24 protein-coding genes and 2 riboswitches are annotated in these 19,824 nt (G+C 68.3%); of the genes, 15 read left to right on the top strand and 9 right to left on the bottom strand.

Annotated elements, in window-relative coordinates; all coding sequences use genetic code 11:
* Positions 1–77: 77 nt before the first annotated feature.
* Genes gpmI through GB880_RS05820 form a run of 4 tightly spaced genes read left to right on the top strand, consistent with a single transcriptional unit; the run spans position 78 to position 4,757 of the window.
* On the top strand, positions 78–1,601 hold the full coding sequence (gpmI, locus tag GB880_RS05835) for a 2,3-bisphosphoglycerate-independent phosphoglycerate mutase (RefSeq protein ID WP_263467373.1): 1,524 nt from the start codon (positions 78–80) through the stop codon (positions 1,599–1,601).
* Positions 1,598–2,851 carry a murein hydrolase activator EnvC family protein gene (locus GB880_RS05830; RefSeq protein ID WP_263467351.1) on the top strand — a complete coding sequence of 418 codons (1,254 nt, stop codon included), beginning with the start codon at positions 1,598–1,600 and terminating at the stop codon, positions 2,849–2,851. The genes gpmI and GB880_RS05830 overlap by 4 nt, the downstream gene beginning before the upstream one ends.
* The gene (locus GB880_RS05825; RefSeq protein ID WP_154493751.1) at positions 2,848–4,266 is read left to right on the top strand and encodes a S41 family peptidase; all 1,419 of its coding nucleotides are present in this window, start codon (positions 2,848–2,850) and stop codon (positions 4,264–4,266) included. The genes GB880_RS05830 and GB880_RS05825 overlap by 4 nt, the downstream gene beginning before the upstream one ends.
* Entirely contained in the window at positions 4,263–4,757 is a 495-nt protein-coding gene (locus GB880_RS05820) for an RNA pyrophosphohydrolase (protein ID WP_154493752.1), read from the top strand. The genes GB880_RS05825 and GB880_RS05820 overlap by 4 nt, the downstream gene beginning before the upstream one ends.
* A 44-nt stretch (positions 4,758–4,801) precedes the next feature.
* On the opposite strand, the gene GB880_RS05815 is transcribed toward GB880_RS05820, so the two are convergent.
* Both GB880_RS05815 and GB880_RS05810 read right to left on the bottom strand, forming a co-directional pair.
* Positions 4,802–6,052: a lytic murein transglycosylase gene (locus GB880_RS05815; RefSeq protein WP_154550671.1), complete on the bottom strand. Its 1,251-nt coding sequence runs from the start codon at positions 6,050–6,052 to the stop codon at positions 4,802–4,804.
* Positions 6,053–6,122: 70 nt separating this feature from the next.
* Positions 6,123–6,437 (bottom strand): hypothetical protein, encoded by a 315-nt coding sequence (locus tag GB880_RS05810; protein WP_154493753.1) that lies wholly within the window; start codon positions 6,435–6,437, stop codon positions 6,123–6,125.
* 57 nt (positions 6,438–6,494) lie between these two features.
* Between GB880_RS05810 and GB880_RS05805 the strand changes: the two genes are divergently transcribed.
* Positions 6,495–6,965, top strand: coding sequence for a YbaK/EbsC family protein (locus tag GB880_RS05805; RefSeq protein ID WP_154493754.1), 471 nt, complete (start codon positions 6,495–6,497; stop codon positions 6,963–6,965).
* Positions 6,966–7,026: 61 nt separating this feature from the next.
* On the opposite strand, the gene GB880_RS05800 is transcribed toward GB880_RS05805, so the two are convergent.
* Positions 7,027–7,278 carry a GlsB/YeaQ/YmgE family stress response membrane protein gene (locus GB880_RS05800; RefSeq protein ID WP_154493755.1) on the bottom strand — a complete coding sequence of 84 codons (252 nt, stop codon included), beginning with the start codon at positions 7,276–7,278 and terminating at the stop codon, positions 7,027–7,029.
* 129 nt (positions 7,279–7,407) lie between these two features.
* The gene (gene dapD / locus GB880_RS05795; RefSeq protein WP_154493756.1) at positions 7,408–8,232 is read right to left on the bottom strand and encodes a 2,3,4,5-tetrahydropyridine-2,6-dicarboxylate N-succinyltransferase; all 825 of its coding nucleotides are present in this window, start codon (positions 8,230–8,232) and stop codon (positions 7,408–7,410) included.
* A 95-nt stretch (positions 8,233–8,327) separates the two neighbouring features.
* Between dapD and GB880_RS05790 the strand changes: the two genes are divergently transcribed.
* Positions 8,328–9,155, top strand: coding sequence for an LOG family protein (locus tag GB880_RS05790; protein WP_154493757.1), 828 nt, complete (start codon positions 8,328–8,330; stop codon positions 9,153–9,155).
* Here GB880_RS05790 and GB880_RS05785 read toward each other — a convergent pair.
* The 3 genes from GB880_RS05785 to rsfS all read right to left on the bottom strand — a co-directional run bounded on the left by GB880_RS05785 (position 9,152) and on the right by rsfS (position 10,716).
* Positions 9,152–9,712, bottom strand: coding sequence for a hypothetical protein (locus GB880_RS05785; RefSeq protein ID WP_154493758.1), 561 nt, complete (start codon positions 9,710–9,712; stop codon positions 9,152–9,154). The genes GB880_RS05790 and GB880_RS05785 overlap by 4 nt on opposite strands.
* Positions 9,713–9,801: 89 nt before the next feature.
* Positions 9,802–10,269 (bottom strand): 23S rRNA (pseudouridine(1915)-N(3))-methyltransferase RlmH, encoded by a 468-nt coding sequence (gene rlmH / locus GB880_RS05780; protein ID WP_154493759.1) that lies wholly within the window; start codon positions 10,267–10,269, stop codon positions 9,802–9,804.
* Between the two features lie 18 nt (positions 10,270–10,287).
* Positions 10,288–10,716 (bottom strand): ribosome silencing factor, encoded by a 429-nt coding sequence (gene rsfS / locus GB880_RS05775; protein ID WP_263467350.1) that lies wholly within the window; start codon positions 10,714–10,716, stop codon positions 10,288–10,290.
* A gap of 447 nt (positions 10,717–11,163) precedes the next feature.
* Here rsfS and leuC point away from each other — a divergent pair, with 447 nt between their 5' ends.
* Positions 11,164–12,600, top strand: coding sequence for a 3-isopropylmalate dehydratase large subunit (gene leuC, locus GB880_RS05770; protein WP_154493761.1), 1,437 nt, complete (start codon positions 11,164–11,166; stop codon positions 12,598–12,600).
* Positions 12,601–12,618: 18 nt separating this feature from the next.
* Here the strand turns inward: leuC and GB880_RS05765 are convergent, their stop codons facing one another.
* A complete protein-coding gene (locus tag GB880_RS05765) occupies positions 12,619–13,200 on the bottom strand; it encodes a hypothetical protein (protein ID WP_154493764.1) in 582 nt (193 codons plus the stop codon).
* A 92-nt stretch (positions 13,201–13,292) separates the two neighbouring features.
* On the opposite strand from GB880_RS05765, the gene leuD reads away from it, so the two are divergent.
* The 6 genes from leuD to bluB all read left to right on the top strand — a co-directional run bounded on the left by leuD (position 13,293) and on the right by bluB (position 17,355).
* Positions 13,293–13,898, top strand: a complete 606-nt coding sequence (gene leuD, locus GB880_RS05760; protein WP_154493762.1) for a 3-isopropylmalate dehydratase small subunit — start codon at positions 13,293–13,295, stop codon at positions 13,896–13,898.
* Between the two features lie 62 nt (positions 13,899–13,960).
* Positions 13,961–14,968 carry an endonuclease/exonuclease/phosphatase family protein gene (locus GB880_RS05755; RefSeq protein ID WP_154493765.1) on the top strand — a complete coding sequence of 336 codons (1,008 nt, stop codon included), beginning with the start codon at positions 13,961–13,963 and terminating at the stop codon, positions 14,966–14,968.
* Between the two features lie 37 nt (positions 14,969–15,005).
* Positions 15,006–15,202, top strand: a riboswitch (cobalamin riboswitch).
* Positions 15,203–15,239: 37 nt separating this feature from the next.
* Entirely contained in the window at positions 15,240–15,419 is a 180-nt protein-coding gene (locus tag GB880_RS05750; protein WP_154493763.1) for a CbtB domain-containing protein, read from the top strand.
* Between the two features lie 2 nt (positions 15,420–15,421).
* The gene (locus GB880_RS05745) at positions 15,422–16,120 is read left to right on the top strand and encodes a CbtA family protein (protein ID WP_263467349.1); all 699 of its coding nucleotides are present in this window, start codon (positions 15,422–15,424) and stop codon (positions 16,118–16,120) included.
* 60 nt (positions 16,121–16,180) lie between these two features.
* Positions 16,181–16,732 (top strand): hypothetical protein, encoded by a 552-nt coding sequence (locus GB880_RS05740; RefSeq protein ID WP_154550755.1) that lies wholly within the window; start codon positions 16,181–16,183, stop codon positions 16,730–16,732.
* Complete coding sequence (bluB, locus tag GB880_RS05735) at positions 16,732–17,355, top strand: 5,6-dimethylbenzimidazole synthase (protein ID WP_154494605.1); 624 nt, start codon at positions 16,732–16,734, stop codon at positions 17,353–17,355. Before GB880_RS05740 ends, bluB begins: the two co-directional genes overlap by 1 nt.
* A gap of 90 nt (positions 17,356–17,445) precedes the next feature.
* Here bluB and cobO read toward each other — a convergent pair whose 3' ends face one another.
* Positions 17,446–18,021 carry a cob(I)yrinic acid a,c-diamide adenosyltransferase gene (cobO, locus tag GB880_RS05730; RefSeq protein WP_229774507.1) on the bottom strand — a complete coding sequence of 192 codons (576 nt, stop codon included), beginning with the start codon at positions 18,019–18,021 and terminating at the stop codon, positions 17,446–17,448.
* A gap of 126 nt (positions 18,022–18,147) precedes the next feature.
* Positions 18,148–18,348, top strand: a riboswitch (cobalamin riboswitch).
* Between the two features lie 74 nt (positions 18,349–18,422).
* Here cobO and GB880_RS05725 point away from each other — a divergent pair.
* Positions 18,423–18,776 (top strand): DUF1636 domain-containing protein, encoded by a 354-nt coding sequence (locus GB880_RS05725; RefSeq protein WP_154494604.1) that lies wholly within the window; start codon positions 18,423–18,425, stop codon positions 18,774–18,776.
* 4 nt (positions 18,777–18,780) lie between these two features.
* Positions 18,781–19,815: a cobalamin biosynthesis protein CobW gene (gene cobW / locus GB880_RS05720; RefSeq protein WP_154550756.1), complete on the top strand. Its 1,035-nt coding sequence runs from the start codon at positions 18,781–18,783 to the stop codon at positions 19,813–19,815.
* The last annotated feature ends 9 nt before the right edge of the window (positions 19,816–19,824 follow it).

The following is a 19,824-nucleotide window of genomic DNA, read 5'->3' as shown; positions in this document are numbered from 1 at the left end:
CGCGCTGCGGCGAACTTGCCCTGCGCGACGCGGGGACGTAGAAGCGTCAGCGACCCAGCAGAAGGCATCGCATGACCGTGACCCCACCCAAACCCGTTGTCCTGTGCATCCTCGATGGCTGGGGCATCGCCGACCGGCCCCAGACCAGTGCCCCCGATCAGGCGCAGACCCCGAATTTCGACCGGCTGATGCGCGACTGTCCCCATGCCACCCTGGTCACCCACGGCCCGGATGTCGGCCTGCCGCGCGGCCAGATGGGCAATTCCGAGGTCGGGCACACCAATATCGGCGCCGGTCGCGTGGTGGCGATGGATCTGGGACAGATCGACCTGGCGATCGAGGACGGCAGCTTTCCCCATAATCCGGCGCTGGTCGGTTTCATCGACCGGCTGCGCGCCTCGGGCGGGACGGCGCATCTGATGGGGGTGGTCTCGGACGGGGGGGTCCATGGCCATATCCAGCATGTGATCGCCGCCGCCCGCAGCATCGCCGAAGGCGGCGTGCCGGTGGTCATCCACGCGATCACCGACGGGCGCGACGTGCCGCCCAGTTCGGCACTGGGTTTCGTCACCGAACTGATGGGCAACCTGCCCGCCGGGGTGCGCATCGGCACGGTGATCGGGCGCTATTTCGCCATGGATCGCGACAATCGCTGGGATCGGGTCGCCCGCGCCTATGCCGCCATGATCGGCGGCCATGGCGAAGCTGCGCCCGATGCCGCCCATGCGGTCAGCGCCGCCTATGCCCGCGGCGAAACCGACGAGTTCATCCAGCCCACGGTGATCGAGGGCTATCAGGGCGCGCGGGACGGCGACGGCTTCTTCTGCCTGAACTTCCGCGCCGATCGCGCGCGCGAGATCCTGGCCGCCATCGGCCAGCCCGATTTCGACGCCTTCGACACCGGCCGCCGCCCGGAATGGGCGGCGCTTCTGGGCATGGTCGACTATTCGGCACGACATGACGAATACATGCAGGCCGCCTATCCCAAGCGGCAGGTGGTCAACACCCTTGGCGCCTGGGTCGCGGCCAAGGGCCTGCGCCAGTTCCGCCTGGCCGAGACGGAAAAATACCCCCATGTCACCTTCTTCCTGAATGGCGGCAAGGAGACCCCGGAACTCGGCGAGGACCGCTTCATGCCCGCCAGCCCCAAGGTCGCCACCTATGACCTGGCCCCGGAAATGGCCGCCCCCGAGGTCAGCGCCCGACTGGTCGCGGCGATCGAGGCCGGCTATGACCTGATCGTGGTGAATTACGCCAACCCCGACATGGTCGGTCACACCGGCAGCCTGCCCGCCGCCATCCGCGCCTGCGAGGCGGTGGATCAGGGGCTGGGGCAGATGCTGGCGGCGCTGGATCGCGCCGGCGGTGCGGCCGTGGTCATTGCCGATCACGGCAATTGCGAAACCATGATCGACCCCGAAACCGGCGGCCCGCACACGGCCCATACGCTGAACCCGGTGCCCGTCATCGTCTATAACGGCCCGTCTGGGGCCAGCCTGCGCGACGGCCGACTGGCCGATGTCGCCCCCACGGTGCTGGATCTGATGGGGCTGGAACCGCCGCCCGAGATGACCGGCCACAGCCTGATCGTCCGGGCATGAGATTGCGCCTGCTGCCGCCCCTGCTGCTGGCTTTCGCGCTGGGCTCGATGGCGCCGGCACAACCGGCCACGCCGACCCAGGGCGACGCACAGCTGTCGCAGGCCGCGCGCGAAGCGGCCGAGGCCGCCAGCCAGCTGCGCGCCGCGGTCGACCAGCTGGATCAGGCCCTGACCGAGGACGATCAGGTCGCCTCGCTGACGCGGATGATCCGGGCCTATGAACAGGGGCTGGCGGCGCTGCGCGAGGGCTTGCGCCGCGCCGGTCTGCGCGAACAGCAGATCCGCGCGCAGTTCGACGCCCGCGGCGCCGACCTGGGCCGGGTGCTGGGGGCGATGACGGCGATGCAGAAATCGCCCGAGACCATGTTGCTGCTGCATCCCGCGGGGGCCGAGGATTCCGCCCGCGCCGGCATGATCCTGGATGCCGTCGCCCCGGGTCTGAAAGCCGAGGCGCAACAGATCCAGAGACAGCTCGAGGATATCCGGGCCGTGCGCGCCATCCAGCTGAATGCGGCCAATACGCTGGCCCAGGGGCTGGCGCAGGTGCAGGAGGCGCGGTTGCTGCTGGCCTCGGCCATCACCGACCGCTCGAGCCTGCCGGTGCGCTTCGGCCAGGATCCCAAGGAACTGACGGCCCTGGTGCAATCGGCCGATACGCTGGACGCCTTTGCCTCGGGGATCGCCGGGCTGGAACAGGACGTGGGCCCGCCGATGGCCGATTTCGAGGGCGCCCAGGGCAGCCTGCCGCTGCCGGTGGTGGGCAGCGTCCTGCATGGCTATGGCGAGCCCGACGCCGCCGGCGTGCGCCGCCCGGGACTGGTCATCGCCACCACCCCTGCGGCCCTGGTCACCACCCCCTGGCCCGCCACGATCCGCTATCGCGGGCCGCTGCTGGATTATGGCAACGTGATGATCGTCGAGCCCGCGCGCGGCTATCTGCTGATTCTGGCCGGCCTGGCCCAGGTGTTCGGCGAAACCGGCGATGTGCTGGCCGCCGGTGAGCCCCTGGGCCTGATGGGCGGCACCCTGCCCGAGGCCGAGGAGTTCGGCGTCGAATTCGTCGCCAGCGCCGCCGCCGGCGGTCGGGCCGGACAAAGCGAAACACTGTATCTTGAACTGCGCAAGGGCAAGGAAACACTGGACCCGGCCGAATGGTTCGTGATGAATCCCATAGTCGGAGAGATCACGCCGGACCGGACGGGTCAGGATATCATCGGCCGCAATGCAACCGGGCAGGACGAAACGGAATGAAACATTATCTTCTGGCAGGGGCGATCGGCACGATTGCGGGCATCACTGTCGCCACACAGGTCGCCGGCCCCCTGATCGCACAGGAAACCGGCAGGAATGCATCGGTCTATGAACAGCTTGACCTGTTCGGGAATGTCTTTGAACGGGTGCGCGCCGATTACGTCGAACAGGTGGACGACAAGAAGCTGATCGAGGCCGCGATCAACGGCATGCTGACCTCGCTGGATCCGCATTCATCCTTCCTGTCGGCCAAGGATTACCAGGACATGCAGACCCAGACCCGCGGCAGTTTCGGCGGGCTGGGGATCGAGGTCGGGCAAGAGGACGGGCTGGTCAAGGTCATCTCGCCCATCGACGACACGCCCGCCGCCCAGGCCGGGGTCAAGGCCGGCGATTTCATCACCCATGTGAACGGTGAATCGCTGATGGGTCTGACCCTGGACGAAGCGGTCGAGAAAATGCGCGGCCCGGTCGGCTCGGAAATCAAGATCACCATCCTGCGCGAGGGGGAAAAGGAACCCTTCGACCTGACCATCACCCGCGATGTCATCAAGCTGACCGTGGTCAAGACCCGTATCGAGGGCCATGCCGTGGTGCTGCGCGTCACCACCTTCAACGACGAAACCTTCGACACGCTGCGCAGCGAACTGGCCAAGGCGGTCAAGGATGCCGGCGGCATCGAAAAGGTCACCGGCTTCGTGCTGGACCTGCGCAACAACCCCGGCGGCTTGCTGAACCAGGCCATCGACGTGTCGGACGCCTTCCTCGACAAGGGCGAGATCGTTTCCACCCGCGGCCGCAAGCCCGAGGAAAGCGAACGCTGGAATGCCAAGCCCGGCGATCTGGCACAAGGCAAGCCGATGGTGGTGCTGATCAACGGCGGCTCGGCCTCGGCCTCGGAAATCGTGACCGGCGCCTTGCAGGATCATCGCCGCGCCATCGTGGTGGGCACGAAATCCTTCGGCAAAGGCTCGGTCCAGACGGTGATGCCGGTCACCTCCGACAGCGCCATCCGCCTGACCACGGCGCGCTATTACACGCCTTCGGGTCGTTCCATCCAGGCGCTGGGGATCCAGCCCGACATCATCGTGGAACAGCCCGATCCGGTCACGCCCGAAGACGAGGATGCCGACAAGCCGCGCAGCGAATCGAAATTCCTCAGCTCCGAGGCCGATCTGCGCGGGGCGCTGAACAATGACGCCGTTTCCGACGAGGAAAAGCGCCAGATCGAGGAAGAGGCCAAGCAGGTCGAGGCCACCGCCAAGCTGCGCAAGGAAGATTACCAGCTGGCCTATGCGGTCGATATCCTCAAGGGGCTGGCGGCGGTCAGCTTTCAGGCCGATGCCGTGCCGGACGCTGCCAAGCCGGCGGTGACCGGCGAAGGCGCGGCCGATGGCGGGGCCGCCCGGCAATGAGCGCGCCGGAACCTCTGGGGCCGTCGGGCCTGCCCTATCGGCCTTGTGCCGGCGTCGTGCTGATCAACCCGCAAGGGCTGATCTTTGCCGGCCAGCGCATCGACAACCCCGGCCCGGCCTGGCAGATGCCGCAGGGCGGGATCGACCAGGGCGAAACCCCGCGTCAGGCGGCGCTGCGCGAACTGGTCGAGGAAACAGGCGTTTCCCCCGAACTGGTGCAGGTTCTGGCCGAAAGCCCGGACTGGATCACCTATGATTTGCCGCCCGAACTGCTGGGCAAGGTCTGGAAGGGGCGATACGGCGGGCAGAAACAGAAATGGTTCGCCATGCGCTTTCTGGGCCCCGACAGCGCCGTGCGCATCCAGACCGCGCATCCGGAATTCGATCGCTGGCGCTGGATGCCGGCGGCCGAGCTGATCGACAGCATCGTCCCGTTCAAGCGCCAGGTCTATGCAAGGGTGCTGGCCGATTTCGCCGAATTTCTGGCCTGAACCGGCGCCCGCAGGCGCCGGTGGCGCGGGAATCCTGCCCGCCGTCAGCCGCGCAGCAACGCCAGCAGCCGGGTGTCGGCATAGCCATCCGGCGTCAGCCCGCGCGACCGCTGGAACGCCTTGATCGCCTCGGTCGACTGGCTGCCCAGCTTGCCGTCCACGCCGCCGGTGTCAAAGCCCCGGGCCATCAGCAGCCGCTGGATTTCGGATTTTTCGCTGCTGGACAGCGGCCGGTCGCCGCGCGGCCAGGCGCCCTGGATTCCGGGCCGGCCGGCGATGGCTTCGGACAGGTAGCTGACCGCCAGCGCATAGCTGTCCGAGGCGTTGTATTTCAGGATGGCGCGGAAATTGTCGGTGATGACAAAGGCCGGACCGCGCGCGCCTGCCGGCACCAGGATCGAGCCCGAGGGCACCGGCGCGCCGCTGCGCGTGCGCACCCCCATCGCCGTCCAGTCGCTGCCCGAGCGCTGCACCCCCTTGCCGGTGGCGTTGTAGTCGAAACCCGGCGGCAGGACCACCTCGGCCCCCCAGGGCTGACCCGGCCGCCAGCCGTTCTGGCGCAGATACAGCGCGGTCGAGGCCAGCGCGTCGGTCGGATCGTCCGACCAGATGTCGCGCCGCCCGTCGCCGTTGAAATCGACCGCATGCGCCAGGAAGGACGACGGCATGAACTGGGTGTGCCCCATCGCCCCCGCCCAGCTGCCCACCAGGCGCGCGTTGTCGATGTCGCCCGCCTGCAGGATGCGCAGCGCCGCCACCAGCTCGCCGGCGAAGAACTCGCCGCGCCGCCCGTCATAGGCGAGCGTGGCCAGCGCCGGGACGATGCGGGTATTGCCGCGATTGGCCCCGAAATTCGATTCCATCCCCCAGATCGCCAGCACCACCTCGCGCGGGACGCCGTAGCGCGCCTCGATCGCGGCCAGGGTGGCGGCGTGCTGGCCGGCCCTGGCGCGACCGGTGGCGCCGCGGCTGCCGATGGCATCGTCCAGATAGGCCCAGATCGGCTTGGTGAATTCGCTCTGCCGCCGGTCCAGCTGGATCAGGCTGGGCATGAAATGCGCCTCGGCCATGGCGCTGTCGAACACCTGCGGCGCGACGCCCGCTGCCAGCGCCCGCGGGCGGAAACTGGCCACCCAGTTGCGAAAGCCCGCCTCGGAGCCCTGACCGTTCGCGGTCGGCAGGCCGGCGAAATTGCCCCCCGTCCCGCCCCCGGCCGAGGGTATGGACACCCCGCATCCCGCCAGACTGCCGATCAGAAGCGCCACGATCGCCGCGCGGGAAATGCCTGTCATCATCCTGCCTGTCCCTGTTCTTGTGCTGTTTGCGCTTACTCTAGCCCAGCCCGGTGCGGCTGGGTAGGGCGGATCAGTCCTCGGCGAATATGGGTTCCATCTGGGCGACGATCACCGCGTTCTCGGCCAGGGCGCGATCCATCAGCGCGCGTTCCTCGGCCGGGATGTCGTGCCCCTCGGCCAGGCGTTCGTCGATGCTGCCATGACCAGTGACCTCCAGCGGTGCCAGCCCGGCCTGTTTCAGGATGGCGACGGTTTCGCGCACCGCCTCGGCCTCGTCCACGCCCGAGGCATAGCAGATCAGCGCCGCACCGGTCGCATCCGGCGGCAGGCCGTCATCGGCGCTGCGCCCGACCTCGACCAGAAGAGTATAGACCTGCTGGGCCATGGCTTTTCCTTTGTCTGCATGACGGCTATCCCTAGCCCGTAACCGAAGGGGACGATGATGAGCAAGAGCTTGCGCCGCGTGCAATCCGCGCTGGAGGCCGCCGGACTGGCCGTCGACATCCGCGAAACCGACGACCGCGCCCGCACCGCACAAGGCGCGGCCGAGGTGGTGGGCTGCGCGGTCGATCAGATCGCCAAGTCGATCATCTTTCGCGGCGCCGACAGCGGTCAGGTGCTGCTGTTTCTGACTGCCGGCGGCAATCGCGTCGATCCCGCCCGCGCGGCGCAGGTGGCCGGCCAGCCGCTGACGCGGGCCGACGCCGAACAGGTGCGCGCCGAAACCGGTTTTGCCATCGGCGGGGTTGCGCCGGTGGGTCATTTGCGTCCGGTCCGGGCCTTTGTCGATCCGCGCCTGCTGGAATTCGCCACCGTCTGGGCCGCCGCCGGCACCCCGCGCCACCTGTTTGCGATCAACCCGCAGGATCTGTTGCCGCTGACCGGGGCGCAGCCCGCGGCCTTTACCGCATGAAAAAGGGGCGGGATGTCCCGCCCCGATCCGATCCGCGACCCAGGCCGCGACCTTGCAGCTGCTAGCGCGCGACCGCGCGGTATAGCCAGATCAGGATCACAGCGCCGACCAGCCCGACCACGCCCTGCGCCAGCCAGCTGCCCGGCTGGGCGCTGAGCCCGACCATGCCCAACAGCGCGTTGCCGATCACCGCGCCGACGATACCAAGGATGATGTTGAGGAAAATCCCCGTATCGGCCTTCATGATGCTGCTGGCGATCCATCCCGCCAGGCCGCCCACGATGATCGCCGCGATCCAACCCAAGCCTTCCATGTGCAATCTCCTGTGAACCGAGTTCCCGGGCCGTCAACGCCGCAGCCGCGCGCCGGGTTCACGATTTTTTGCGCAGGGAAGGGCCGGCGCGCCCGCAGCGATGCAGGCGCGCAACAGCATGGCGCGCGATCAGTCGCGCAGCAGTTCGTTGATCGAGGTTTTCGACCGGGTCTGCGCATCGACACGCTTGACGATGACGGCGCAGTAAAGGTTCACACCATTCTTGGACGGCATCGACCCGGCGACCACCACCGAACCCGCCGGCACTTCGCCATACATGACCTCGCCGGTCTCGCGATCGACGATCTTGGTCGACTTGCCGATGAACACGCCCATGCCCAGCACCGAGCCTTCGCGCACGATGCAGCCCTCGACCACCTCGGAACGGGCGCCGATGAAACAGTTGTCCTCGATGATGGTGGGGCCGGCCTGCATCGGCTCCAGCACGCCGCCGATGCCGACACCGCCCGACAGATGCACGTTCTTGCCGATCTGGGCGCAGGATCCGACGGTGGCCCAGGTATCTACCATGGTGCCTTCATCGACATAGGCGCCCAGGTTGACGAAACTGGGCATCAGCACCACGCCCCTGGCGATATAGGCCGAACGGCGCACCACGCAGTTGGGCACCGCCCGAAAGCCCGCCGCCCGCCAGTCGGCCTCGCCCCAGCCGGCGAACTTGCTGTCCACCTTGTCCCACCAGCCGCCGTTCTGCGGCCCGCCGGCGTGCATTTCCATGTCCTTCAGGCGAAAGCCCAGCAGCACGGCCTTTTTCGCCCATTGGTTGACATGCCAGTCGTTGCCGCGCTTTTCGGCCACGCGCAACGCGCCCTTGTCCAGCGCCTCCAGCGTGGCTTCGATGGCATCGCGCGCCTCGCCCTTGCTGGCCGGGGTGATCTGGTCGCGGATCTCCCATGCGGCTTCGATGGCGGCTTCAAGGGCGTCATTCGACATTGGTCTGGCCTCTCGTGGGTGGAAACTGTCACCCAAGGGCTATAAGCCCGTGGGTGCGGCCGCGCAATGCGCGGCAAACCCTGCCCGAGGTTTGGATGAACGAGCTAGACGAGCGTAACCACCCCTTCCGCGACAGCCATCAGGACGTGGCCGCCGCGCGCACCACCCCCGACACGCCGCAGACCCGCGCCCCGGCCTATCGCCTGGCCTTCACCGATACCGAATTCCTGCTGCGCGAGGAATTGCGCCCGGTGCGGCTGCAGCTGGAACTGCTGAAGCCGCAGATGATCATGGACGCGCGCGGCATCCGCTCGACCGTGGTGATGTTCGGGGGCGCCCGCATCCCCGCCCCCCAGGACCGCGACAGCGCCCGCACGCCGATGCTGGCCGAACTGTCGCATTACTATGACGAGGCGCGGCGCTTTGCCCGGCTGATGACCGAACGCAGCCTGGAAAGCTATGGCGCGGAAAACGTCATCTGCACCGGCGGCGGCCCCGGTGTGATGGAGGCGGGCAACCTGGGCGCGCATGAGGCCGGGGGAGCCTCGATCGGGCTGTCGATCGTCTTGCCGCACGAACAGGCGCCCAATGCCTATGTGACGCCCGACCTGTGCTTCAACTTCCACTATTTCGCCATCCGCAAGATGCATTTCCTGATGCGGGCCAAGGCGATCACGATCTTTCCTGGCGGTTTCGGCACGCTGGACGAGATGTTCGAGACCCTGACCCTGATCCAGACCGGGCGCATGCGGCGCATCCCCTTCATCCTGTTCGGCGAGGAATTCTGGCGCAGGGTCATCAACTGGCCCGCCCTGGCCGAGGCCGGCACCATCAGCCCCGAGGATCTGGACCTGATCAGCTATGCCGAAACCGCCGAGGACGCGGTGCGCATCATCGACGACTGGATCATCCCCTGCCCCTAGGGGCGCTCGGGGGCCGGTCGCGGCCACCAGGCGATGAAGTCCTGCGGCGCGGCGACCCGCACAGTCACCGGGGCGCGGGGCGGCGGCGCGACGCCGTGCCAGGTGCCATCCGGCGCCGACTGCATCGCGCCGGCGCGATACACCGCATAGCTCAGTTCGGGCCGCATCTCGGGGGCGGGCTGATCGGCCAGGGTGCGGATGACCAGCGTGCCCAGCCGCATGGCGCGCTGAAATCCGGGATCCTCGCCATAGGCCTGGCGCAGCAGGGCGATGGCCTGGGCGCGAAACTCTGCCCGGTCCTGCGGGGTGCCGGGTTCGCCTGACCTGCCGTCAGCGGGCACCGCCCCCGAAGCGTCGCCCGGCCCGCGGGTATCATAGACGCGGCGCGCAGCGGAAATATCGCCATCGGCCCCGGCGGCGCGTTCGGCTGCGGGCGGCTGTGCCACCGGCGGCAGGGCACCCGGTTCCGGCACCGTTACCGGCGCCACAGGGGCGGTCACGCGGCCAGCGGGCGCCAGGCCCGGGCGCGGGGTTGCGGCAGGTTGTTGCGGGATCATCGTGGCCCCCATCGTTCGGATGCCACCATGATAGTCAAGAAAGGGTAAACGACCGCGCCAATAGTGTCTAAAGACTTAACGGTTCGGCGTCAGAGGCGGTGATAGGGGCTGCCGGACAGGATGGTGGTGGCGCGATAGATCTGTTCGGCCAGCATCACCCGCACAAGCATATGCGGCCAGACCATGCGTCCGAAGCTGATCGCCAGGTCTGCGCGGCCGCGCAGCGCGGGCTCGATGCCATCGGCGCCCCCGATCACAAAGGCGATGTCGCGGGCCTGGTCACGCCAGGCCCCGATCCGCGCGGCAAATTCGGGCGAGGTCAGCTGCTGGCCGCGTTCATCCAGCACCACCAGCGCCGCGCCTTCGGGAATGGCACGCGCCAGCAATGCCGCCTCTGCCGCCATGCCGCCGCCGCGCCGGTCCTCGACCTCGACCACCTGCACCGGCGGCAGGCCAAGCGCCCTCCCCGCCTTGGCATGACGGTCGAGATAATCGGCGATCAGGCTGGACTCGGGGCCCTGCCGCAGCCGCCCGACGGCGGCAATGACCATGCGCATGGCCGGGCGCCGCCGCGATCAGTTCTGCGGCGGGCGCAGCTCGGCCGCGGCGTGTTCGGCGCGCAACCGGTCCAGCGTGGCCGAGCGCAGCGCATCCGCCGGCATCCACATCTTTTCCAGCTGATAGAATTCGCGCACTTCCGGGCGGAACACATGCACGACGACATCGTCGGTGTCGATCAGCACCCAGTCGCCGGTTTCCTTGCCCTCGACGCGGGCAGAGCGCCCGGTAAGCTGCTTGATACGCTCGACCAGCTTTTCGGCAATGGCGGCGACCTGACGGGCGTTGCGGCCCGAGGCGATCACCATGTGATCGGCCATGGCCGAACGGCCGCGAAGGTCGATGGTCACGACATCCTCGGCCTTGTCGTCGTCAAGCGAGGCAAGAATACGGTCCAGCAGCTGATCGCTGGTCAGCCTGGTTTCCGCGGTGGTCGCGGCCGGCACGGGGGCCGACGGGACGGTAGTGGACAGGGGTTCATCCTCCAGTCATCGCGCCGATCTCCCCCGGCGCAGGGGCCTTTTCAATGTAGCATGGAATCGCGCCCGCTCAATGCTCCGGGGCGCGAAAACTGTCATCTCGGTCCGTTGCGAAACGCGGATTGCCCCGATCGGCGCTGCTGATCCCGCGCCGCAAAGCGGGTCGCAGCAGCATCGGCGGTTATTGCCTGACGGGCGATTCCCGCGTAAAACAACGCTCATGCAAGGATTCGTCTATTTCGACATCCATGATCGCGCCCGCCTGCCGGGCCGGTTCTACGGCGAAAGCCTGTCCGTCACCGCCCGACTGTGACGGTTCGGGCGCCTGATGCTGCGCCCCGCCTGCCCACGCGCCATATGCGTCCGGCCGGCCCAGCCACGACCCTTCAGCCAGTCCTTCTGAAAGAGACAGCCATGACCGGCACTACCCCTGCGGGCACCCCCCGCACCCTTTACGACAAGATTTTCGACGCGCATGTGGTCGACCGCAAGGAAGATGGCACCTGCATCCTGTATATCGACCGCCATCTGGTGCACGAAGTCACCTCGCCCCAGGCGTTCGAGGGGCTGCGCATGGCCGGGCGCAAGGTGCGCCGGCCCGACCAGACCATCGCCGTGCCTGACCACAACGTGCCCACCACGCCCGACCGCGTGAACGGCATCGAAAACCCCGAAGGCCGCATCCAGGTCGCCGAACTGGACAAGAACGCGCGTGAATTCGGGCTGAACTATTACCCGATGTCGGACATCCGCCAGGGCATCGTCCATATCGTCGGCCCGGAACAGGGCTGGACCCTGCCCGGCATGACCGTCGTGTGCGGTGACAGCCATACCGCCACCCATGGCGCCTTCGGCGCGCTGGCGCATGGCATCGGCACCTCCGAGGTGGAGCATGTCCTGGCCACGCAGACGCTGATCCAGAAGAAATCCAAGAACATGAAGGTGGAAATCACCGGCCGCCTGCGGCCGGGTGTCACCGCCAAGGACATTACCCTAGCGGTGATCGGCAAGACCGGCACCGCCGGCGGCACCGGTTATGTCATCGAATATTGCGGCGAGGCGATTCGCGAGCTGTCAATGGAAGGGCGCATGACCGTCTGCAACATGGCGATCGAGGGCGGTGCCCGCGCCGGGCTGATCGCGCCGGACGAAAAGACCTTCGAATACTGCAAGGGCCGTCCGCACGCGCCCAAGGGCGCCGCATGGGAGGCCGCCGTGGCCTGGTGGAAAACCCTCTATTCCGACGAGGGCGCGCATTGGGACAAGGTCGTGACCCTGCGGGCCGAGGACATCGCCCCGGTCGTGACCTGGGGCACCTCGCCCGAGGACGTGCTGCCGATCACCGGCACCGTCCCCGCCCCCGAGGATTTCGAGGGCGGCAAGGTCGAGGCGGCGCGCCGCAGCCTTGATTACATGGGCCTGAAACCTGGCACGCCGCTGAACCAGATCAAGATCGACGCGGTGTTCATCGGTTCCTGCACCAACGGCCGGATCGAGGATCTGCGCGCAGCGGCCGATATCCTCAAGGGCCGGCACCTTGCGCCAGGCGTGCGCGGCATGGTGGTGCCCGGGTCCGGTCTGGTGCGGTTGCAGGCCGAGGAAGAGGGTCTGGACAAGATCTTTATCGATGCGGGCTTTGAATGGCGCCTGGCGGGCTGTTCGATGTGCCTGGGCATGAACCCCGACCAGCTGGCACCGGGCGAACGCTGCGCCGCCACCTCGAACCGCAACTTCGAGGGGCGGATGGGCCGCGGTGGCCGCACGCATCTGATGTCGCCGGTGATGGCGGCCGCGGCCGGCATCCGCGGTCATCTGACCGATGTGCGCGAACTGCTGGCGGAAACCGTCTGAGCGGTTGCGGTTGGGGCCCTAGCGGCCCCGCCGCAGCAGCATCAGGGCGTTGATCGCGATCAGCAGCAAGCCCGCGTTCTCGAACCAGAAGTTGAACCTGACCCTGGCGAAATCCATGCTGATCAGCCTGTCGACATGATGAAACCCCACCGCGCGCACCAGAACGAACCCGCACAGCACCCCCAGGCCCAGCAGGGCCAGGCCGTTGCCGCGCATCTGTCCGCGCAGGGATTTCGTCGCCCAGGCCATGGCGGCGATCACGCCCAGGACCAGACCGGCGATAAAGGCCAGCTGCACGGCATATCGATTGTCATACCAGCCCTGGGCGCGCGCCATGCAGCGCCCGGTCGCGGTCAGTGCCGTCTGCAGGTCCAGCTGCTTGTTCAGCGCCAGAAACGCCATCAGCACCGCGATGGCGAGCCACAACCCCCGCGCGGCCCCCGCCGGGCGGCGACGCAGCACCCGAATTGCCAGCCACAGGCAGCCGACATAGGCCGCCACCGTCAGCCAGCCCGTGACCTGCGGATCGCCGATCGATGGCGTCCAGTCGCGGGCGATGCAGGCGCGCAGGGCGGCCATGCTGGAAAACCCGAAAACCATCGTCACGACCTGCTGCCACGCGGCGCCCGGCGCCGCCTGCTTCCGGGTTAACGGGGCCGCCGAGCCCCAGTCAATTGCACAAGGATCACAAGATGGAAAAGTTCACCACCCTGACCGGCGTCGCGGCCCCGATGCCGCTGGTCAATATCGACACCGACATGATCATCCCCAAGCAGTTTCTCAAGACCATTCACCGTTCGGGGCTGGGCAAGAACCTGTTCGACGAAATGCGCTATGACGCCCAGGGCAACGAAATTCCCGATTTCGTGCTGAACCAGCCGGCCTGGCGCAACGCCCAGATAATCGTCGCCGGCGACAACTTCGGCTGCGGCAGTTCGCGCGAACACGCGCCCTGGGCGCTGCTGGATTTCGGCATCCGTTGCGTGATCTCGACCAGTTTTGCCGACATCTTCTACAACAACTGCTTCAAGAACGGCATCCTGCCGATCGTGATGCCGCAAGAGGTGGTCGATGTGCTGATGGAGGATGCGCGCAAGGGTGCCAACGCCCGCATGACCGTCGATCTGGAAAACATGACCGTCACCACCTCGGACGGGCAGAGCTTCGGCTTCGAGCTGGACCCGTTCCGGCGCCACTGCCTGCTGAACGGTCTGGACGACATCGGCCTGACCCTGGAGAAAGCCAGTGCCATCGACAGTTTCGAGGCACAGATGGCCCAGTCGCGGCCTTGGGTGTAACAACGTCTCTCGCGGCGGCGGCGCTGGCCGCTCTGGGCCTTGCGGCGGCGGTCCTGCCGACCATGGCCGGGCCGCTGCGCATCGCCACCTATTCCCCGGACCTGTCGCGCGACGGGCCGGGGCTTTTGCTGCGCGATCTGCAACGGCAGGGCGCAAAGGCCGATCCGCAGATCGCCGCCGTGATCGAGGTGATCGCCGCCGCCCGGCCCGACGTGCTGGTGCTGACCAATTTCGACTGGGATTTCGACGGCCGCGCCTTCCAGGCTTTCCTGGACCGGCTTCGGGCGGCGGGGCTGGACTATCCGCATCATCATGCCGGCCAGCCCAATTCCGGCATGGCCAGCGGTCTGGACCTCGACGGCGACGGCCGCCTGGCCGAGGCCGACGATGCCCAGGGCTTTGGCCGCTTTCCCGGTCAGGGCGGCATGGCGATCCTGTCGCGCCACCCGATCGGCCCGGTCAGCGACCACAGCGCCTTCCTGTGGCGCGACCTGCCCGGCCATCTGATGCCCGACATGCCGCCCGAGGTGGCGGCGGCGCGGCGGCTGTCCTCGACCGCGCATTGGGATGCGGTAGTTTCCATCGACGGACAGCCCTTGCATGTGCTGGCGATGTCGGCCACGCCCCCGGTCTTTGACGGCCCCGAGGATCTGAACGGCCGGCGCAACCACGACGAGCTGGCCTTCTGGCTGCATCACCTGCCGCAGGGGCCCTTCGTGCTGGCGGGCAATCTGAACCTGGATCCCCAGGATGGCGAGGGCCGGCCCCAGGCGCTGGCGCGCATGCTTGAACATGTGACCGACCCACAGCCCCGCAGCCCCGGAGGCGCCGCCGCCGCCGGGGGGATCAATGCGGGCCACAAGGGCGATCCGGCGCTGGACACCGCCGACTGGCCCGACGACCGCGCCCCCGGCAACCTGCGGGTCGATTACGTCCTGCCCGCGCACGGCCTGCGGGTTCTGGACGCCGGGGTGATCTGGCCGACCGACGGCCCTTTGGCCCGGGCGGCGCAGACGGCCTCGGCGCATCGGCTGGTCTGGGTCGATCTGGATTGGCCCCCCGGGCGCTGACCCGGATTTCCCCTTGCAAGTCTGGCGCGACCCGCCCTAGGATCGCGCCGGTATCGGTGCCCTTCGGGGCTTGATAGGGAATGCGGTGCGACCCGGAACGGGTCAAGTCCGCAGCCGCCCCCGCGACTGTCAGCGGAGAGCGGGCGCCCATTACGCCACTGGCCTGCGGGCCGGGAAGGCGGGCGCCAGCCACGACCCGCGAGCCAGGAGACCTGCCGATGCCGGAAACCGCAATGTCGTCGGGTTGGACGACTTAAGGAAAGGGTCGAAGATGACCGCAAAGACCATCGCGCCGGCTGCTGCGCCGGCTGTTCGCTCCGTTCTGGTGCCCGCATTGGCAGTGTTTGTGCTGGGTTTCGGGCTGATGTTCGTGGCCGGGTTGGTGCAGGCCGAAACCCTGCACGATGCCGCCCATGACATGCGCCACGCCACCGGCTTTCCCTGCCACTGACCATGTTCGCACGCATTCTGACCAGCGGTCTGATCGCTGGTGCTGTCACCGGGCTGATTGCCGCCCTGGTGCAGCTGAGCTTCGTGCAGCCGGTGTTGCTGCATGCCGAACTGTATGAATCGGGGCAGCTGGTCCATGGCGCCGTGCCCGCGCCAGGCACTGCGCCCGATCTGGGCCCGTTCGACTGGCAGCGCAACGGGTTGACGGTGCTGTTCAACATGCTGGTCCATGCCGGCTATGGCCTGATGCTGACCGCGCTGATGGTGCTGGCGCAGGGTCGGGGGGCGCCGATCTCGGCCCGCCATGGGCTGATCTGGGGCGCGGCCGGCTTTGTGGCCCTGCAACTGGCCCCGGCCTTTGGTCTGGCGCCCGAGGTGCCGGGAGTGGCGGCCGCCGACATCGCGGCGCGTGCCGCGTGGTGGCTGGCAACCACGCTGGCCACCGGCCTGGCGCTGTGGCTGATCGCCTTTGGCCGCGGCTGGGCGGCCTGGGCGCCGGCGATCCTGCTGGCGCTGGCGCCGCATCTGATCGGCGCGCCGCAACCCGACGCCTATGCCGGCACCGTGCCGCCGGAACTGTCGGCCGAATTCGCCGGCCGCGCGCTGGGCGCCGGGCTGATGGCCTGGCTGGTGCTGGGCGCGCTCTGCGGCTGGATGTGGCAGCGCGAAGCCGAGCGCGTGCCGCTGGGCCAACCGGCCTGAGCCGCCGGACCCGCCGCCCCCGGCGGGTTCGATCCCATTTCCCTTGCGACAGGACTTCACATGGATCGCGCAATCGCGATGCTGGTCATCGGGCTGGTCTTTGGCGGCGGGCTGGGCTTTGTCCTAGCGGCGGCCAACGGGGTCACGCTGGATGGCCACGACCACGGCAGCCACGGCCATGGCCCGGCCCACACCGCCGGGACTGCCCAGACCGCCCATCACCACGGCCCGCCGCACCAGCTGCCCGCCGGCAGTGCCGATCTGGGCATCGGCCTGACCCCCGATCCGGTGTCGGGCTGGAACCTGTTTGTGCAGCTGCGCGGCATGTGCCTTGCCCCCGACCGGGCCGGGCTGGCCCATGCCCCAGGCCAAGGGCACGCACATCTGTATCTGAACGGCGACAAGATCGCCCGGCTTTACGGGCCCGCCCAGCATTTGCCGCAATTGCGTCCGGGCGACCGGCTGCGGGTCGAGCTGAACGGCAATGACCATCGCCCGCTCGCGGTCGCGGGGCAGCCGTTGGCGGTGGAACTGCGGGTGCCGGACGGCGCCACGGCGGTCGCGGCCGGCACGCCGAACCTGCCGGCCGCCGCGATCTGCGCACCGTCCTGATGCAGTTCGGCGCCGACCAGCGCCGGGCCCTGGCCGATCTGCTGCGCTGGCGCCGCGACATCCGCCATTTCCGCCCGGACCCGATCCCCGAGGCGCTGCTGGCCGAACTGGCCCGGGCCATGGAGCTGGCGCCTTCGGTCGGCAATGCCCGGCCCTGGCGGGTGATCCGGATCGAGGATCCGGGCCTCCGCGCAGCCATCCGGGACGATTTTTCGCGCTGCAATGCGGCGGCCGCGGCCGGTTATCACGGGCAGCGCCAGCGCGATTACCGCGCGCTGCGCCTGGCGGGGCTGGACCGGGCGCCGGTCTGGCTGGCGGTCTTTACCGAGATCGACCCGCCCGAAGGCCACGGGCTGGGTCGTGCCACCATGCCGCAGACCCTGCGCCAGTCCACCGCCATGGCGATCCACAGCCTGTGGCTGACGGCGCGAGCGCACAACCTTGGCATGGGCATGGTGTCGATCCTGACGCCCGAACGGATCTGCGCGCTGCTGGAAACCCCGACCGGATGGGAGTTCAGCGCCCTTCTGTGCCTGGGCTGGCCCGAGACGCATGACGTGCTGCCGCTGCTGCATCGCAAAGGCTGGCAGGAGAACCATGCCCGGCCCTGGCTGATCCGGTGAAGTCGCCGCCATCGACGGCAGGGCACGCCCTTGCCGCCCCATCGAGGGCCGGCAAGGGCGCGGGGGCCGTGGCCCCCGGGGGCCCATCGGCTAGAATTCGACCCCCGGCTGCGCCTTGATACCATCGCGGAACGGGTGTCGGATCTGGGTCATTTCGGTGACCAGATCGGCAGCCTCGATCAGCGCCGGCGGGGCATTGCGCCCGGTCAGCACGACATGGGTCATCGGCGGGCGTTCGTCGCGCAGCACCGCCAGAACCTCGTCGGTGTCCAGATAGCCGTAGCGCAGGGCGATGTTGATTTCATCAAGCAGCACCATGCGGATCGCCGGATCGCGAATCAGCGTCCGGGCCTTGTCCCAGCCGGCGCGTGCGGCGGCAATGTCGCGGGCCTTGTCCTGGGTTTCCCAGGTAAAGCCCTCGCCCATGGCATGGAACTGGCACAGATGGCCGAAATGGCCGGTCAGCAGCCGCCGCTCGCCCGTGTCCCAGGCCCCCTTGATGAACTGCACCACCGCGCAGGGCATGCCATGGGCCACACAGCGCAGGATCATGCCGAAACCGGCCGAGGACTTGCCCTTGCCCTTGCCGGTGTGGACGATGATCAACCCCTTTTCGCCCTGCTTGTCCTGCATCATCCGGTCGCGCGCGGCCTTGATGCGCGCCATCTTTTCGGCGTGGCGCCGGGCATCGTCATCAGCAATCGGCCCGGGGGCGGACGTGACAGGCGGCGAGGGCGGGGCGGAATTGGTGGTCATCGGGTGTCCTTTGCTTGACAAGCGCGAAGCGGGCGCGCACAGCTTTCATGCGCTGGTTCCTGTCCATGACAGGCCAAGAGGGAATGCGACGGGTCAAGACCCAAAAGCAGCCGCCCCCGCGACCGTGACCGGAAAGGTCGCCCGATGCCACTGGCCACAGCGCCGGGAAGGTGGGCCGACCGCTGGCGAAAGCCTGAATCCGCAAGCCGGGAGACCTGCCAGCGCGTGAATGCAACCGGCGGACGGGGTGTTCCTGCTGGGGCTTGGGCCGCTGTGCCCTGCCTCGTGCCGCCATTTGGAATGACAGGCGGATGACGATTACCTTGCATGTCTGCATCACCTGCCGCGCCGGCGTGGCCCCACAGCCGGATCAGCCTCCGCCGGGTGCGCAACTGCTTGCGGCGCTGCGGGCGCGGCCGCTGCCGCCGGACCTGCGCATCCAGCCCGTCGAATGCATGTCGGCCTGCGCGCGCGGCGCCGCCATCGCGCTGAGCGCGCCGGGGCGCTGGACCTATGTCTATGGTCACATGAGCCCGGCCGATGCCGATCAGATCCTGACCGGCGCCGCGGCCTATGCCAATGCCGCCGATGGCATCGTGCCCTGGCGCCAGCGCGTCGAAATCTTTCGCAAGCGCAGCCTTGCCCGTATTCCCCCGATAGGATGACCGCATGTCCGACCTGACCAAGATCCCCGTTACAGTCATCACCGGCTTTCTGGGTGCCGGCAAGACCACGCTGATCCGCCACCTGATGTCGCAGCCCCAGGGCAGGCGGTTGGCGGTGCTGGTCAACGAATTCGGCACCATGGGCGTCGATGGCGAGATCCTGAAGTCCTGCGCCGATGAAAACTGCCCGCAGGAAAACATCGTCGAGCTGTCGAACGGCTGCATCTGCTGCACGGTCGCCGACGACTTCATCCCCACACTTGAAAAGCTGATGGCGCTGCCGGTGCGGCCCGATCACATCCTGATCGAGACCTCGGGGCTGGCGCTGCCCAAGCCGCTGCTCAAGGCCTTCGACTGGCCGGCGATCCGCTCGCGCATCACCGTGGACGGCGTCGTCGCCCTGGCCGATGCCGAGGCGGTGGCGGCCGGCCGCTTTGCCCCCGACCCCGAGGCCGTCGCCCGCCAGCGCGCCGCCGATCCGGGGCTGGACCACGACACCCCGCTGGCCGAGGTGTTCGAGGATCAGATCGCCTGCGCCGACATCGTGTTGCTGTCCAAGGCCGATCTGGCAGGCCCCGAGGGGCTGGCCGCCGCCCGTGCCGCCATCGCCGCCGAGGCGCCGCGGGCGCTGCCGATGCTGGCGATGACCGATGGCGTCATCGATCCGCGGCTGATCCTGGGTCTGGGCGCCGCGGCCGAGGATGACCTGGACGCGCGCCCCAGCCATCACGACGGCGCCGACGATCACGAACACGAGGATTTCGACAGCGTGGTGATCGACCTGCCCGAAATCGCCGATCCGGCCGATCTGGCCGCACGCCTGCAGCGGCTGGCGCGCGAACGCGACATCCTGCGGGTCAAGGGCCATGTGGCGGTGGCCGGCAAGCCGCTGCGGCTTCTGGTGCAGGCGGTGGGGGAAAGGGTGCGCCATCAATACGACCGTCCATGGGGCGACCAACCGCGCCGCTCGCGGCTGGTGGTGATCGCCGAACATGACGCGATCGACCCGGTCGCGATCCGCGCCGCGCTGACCGGCTGAGCGGGCGGG

Source organism: Paracoccus sp. SMMA_5_TC (genome assembly GCF_009696685.2).
Taxonomy (GTDB): domain Bacteria; phylum Pseudomonadota; class Alphaproteobacteria; order Rhodobacterales; family Rhodobacteraceae; genus Paracoccus.
The sequence above is the reverse complement of the archived record's forward strand: the minus strand, read 5'-3'. Positions and strand labels throughout refer to the sequence as shown.

What these genes read in the sequence shown, in the direction of transcription:
- GB880_RS05830 (WP_263467351.1), top strand. Translation starts at nt 1,598, where the DNA reads ATGAGATTGCGCCTGCTGCCGCCCCTGCTGCTGGCTTTCGCGCTGGGC.
- GB880_RS05825 (WP_154493751.1), top strand. Translation starts at nt 2,848, where the DNA reads ATGAAACATTATCTTCTGGCAGGGGCGATCGGCACGATTGCGGGCATC.
- GB880_RS05820 (WP_154493752.1), top strand. Translation starts at nt 4,263, where the DNA reads ATGAGCGCGCCGGAACCTCTGGGGCCGTCGGGCCTGCCCTATCGGCCT.
- GB880_RS05815 (WP_154550671.1), bottom strand. Translation starts at nt 6,052, where the DNA reads ATGATGACAGGCATTTCCCGCGCGGCGATCGTGGCGCTTCTGATCGGC.
- GB880_RS05810 (WP_154493753.1), bottom strand. Translation starts at nt 6,437, where the DNA reads ATGGCCCAGCAGGTCTATACTCTTCTGGTCGAGGTCGGGCGCAGCGCC.
- GB880_RS05805 (WP_154493754.1), top strand. Translation starts at nt 6,495, where the DNA reads ATGAGCAAGAGCTTGCGCCGCGTGCAATCCGCGCTGGAGGCCGCCGGA.
- GB880_RS05800 (WP_154493755.1), bottom strand. Translation starts at nt 7,278, where the DNA reads ATGGAAGGCTTGGGTTGGATCGCGGCGATCATCGTGGGCGGCCTGGCG.
- dapD (WP_154493756.1), bottom strand. Translation starts at nt 8,232, where the DNA reads ATGTCGAATGACGCCCTTGAAGCCGCCATCGAAGCCGCATGGGAGATC.
- GB880_RS05790 (WP_154493757.1), top strand. Translation starts at nt 8,328, where the DNA reads ATGAACGAGCTAGACGAGCGTAACCACCCCTTCCGCGACAGCCATCAG.
- GB880_RS05785 (WP_154493758.1), bottom strand. Translation starts at nt 9,712, where the DNA reads ATGATCCCGCAACAACCTGCCGCAACCCCGCGCCCGGGCCTGGCGCCC.
- rlmH (WP_154493759.1), bottom strand. Translation starts at nt 10,269, where the DNA reads ATGCGCATGGTCATTGCCGCCGTCGGGCGGCTGCGGCAGGGCCCCGAG.
- leuC (WP_154493761.1), top strand. Translation starts at nt 11,164, where the DNA reads ATGACCGGCACTACCCCTGCGGGCACCCCCCGCACCCTTTACGACAAG.
- GB880_RS05765 (WP_154493764.1), bottom strand. Translation starts at nt 13,200, where the DNA reads ATGGTTTTCGGGTTTTCCAGCATGGCCGCCCTGCGCGCCTGCATCGCC.
- leuD (WP_154493762.1), top strand. Translation starts at nt 13,293, where the DNA reads ATGGAAAAGTTCACCACCCTGACCGGCGTCGCGGCCCCGATGCCGCTG.
- GB880_RS05755 (WP_154493765.1), top strand. Translation starts at nt 13,961, where the DNA reads ATGGCCGGGCCGCTGCGCATCGCCACCTATTCCCCGGACCTGTCGCGC.
- GB880_RS05750 (WP_154493763.1), top strand. Translation starts at nt 15,240, where the DNA reads ATGACCGCAAAGACCATCGCGCCGGCTGCTGCGCCGGCTGTTCGCTCC.
- GB880_RS05745 (WP_263467349.1), top strand. Translation starts at nt 15,422, where the DNA reads ATGTTCGCACGCATTCTGACCAGCGGTCTGATCGCTGGTGCTGTCACC.
- GB880_RS05740 (WP_154550755.1), top strand. Translation starts at nt 16,181, where the DNA reads ATGGATCGCGCAATCGCGATGCTGGTCATCGGGCTGGTCTTTGGCGGC.
- bluB (WP_154494605.1), top strand. Translation starts at nt 16,732, where the DNA reads ATGCAGTTCGGCGCCGACCAGCGCCGGGCCCTGGCCGATCTGCTGCGC.
- cobO (WP_229774507.1), bottom strand. Translation starts at nt 18,021, where the DNA reads ATGGCGCGCATCAAGGCCGCGCGCGACCGGATGATGCAGGACAAGCAG.
- GB880_RS05725 (WP_154494604.1), top strand. Translation starts at nt 18,423, where the DNA reads ATGACGATTACCTTGCATGTCTGCATCACCTGCCGCGCCGGCGTGGCC.
- cobW (WP_154550756.1), top strand. Translation starts at nt 18,781, where the DNA reads ATGTCCGACCTGACCAAGATCCCCGTTACAGTCATCACCGGCTTTCTG.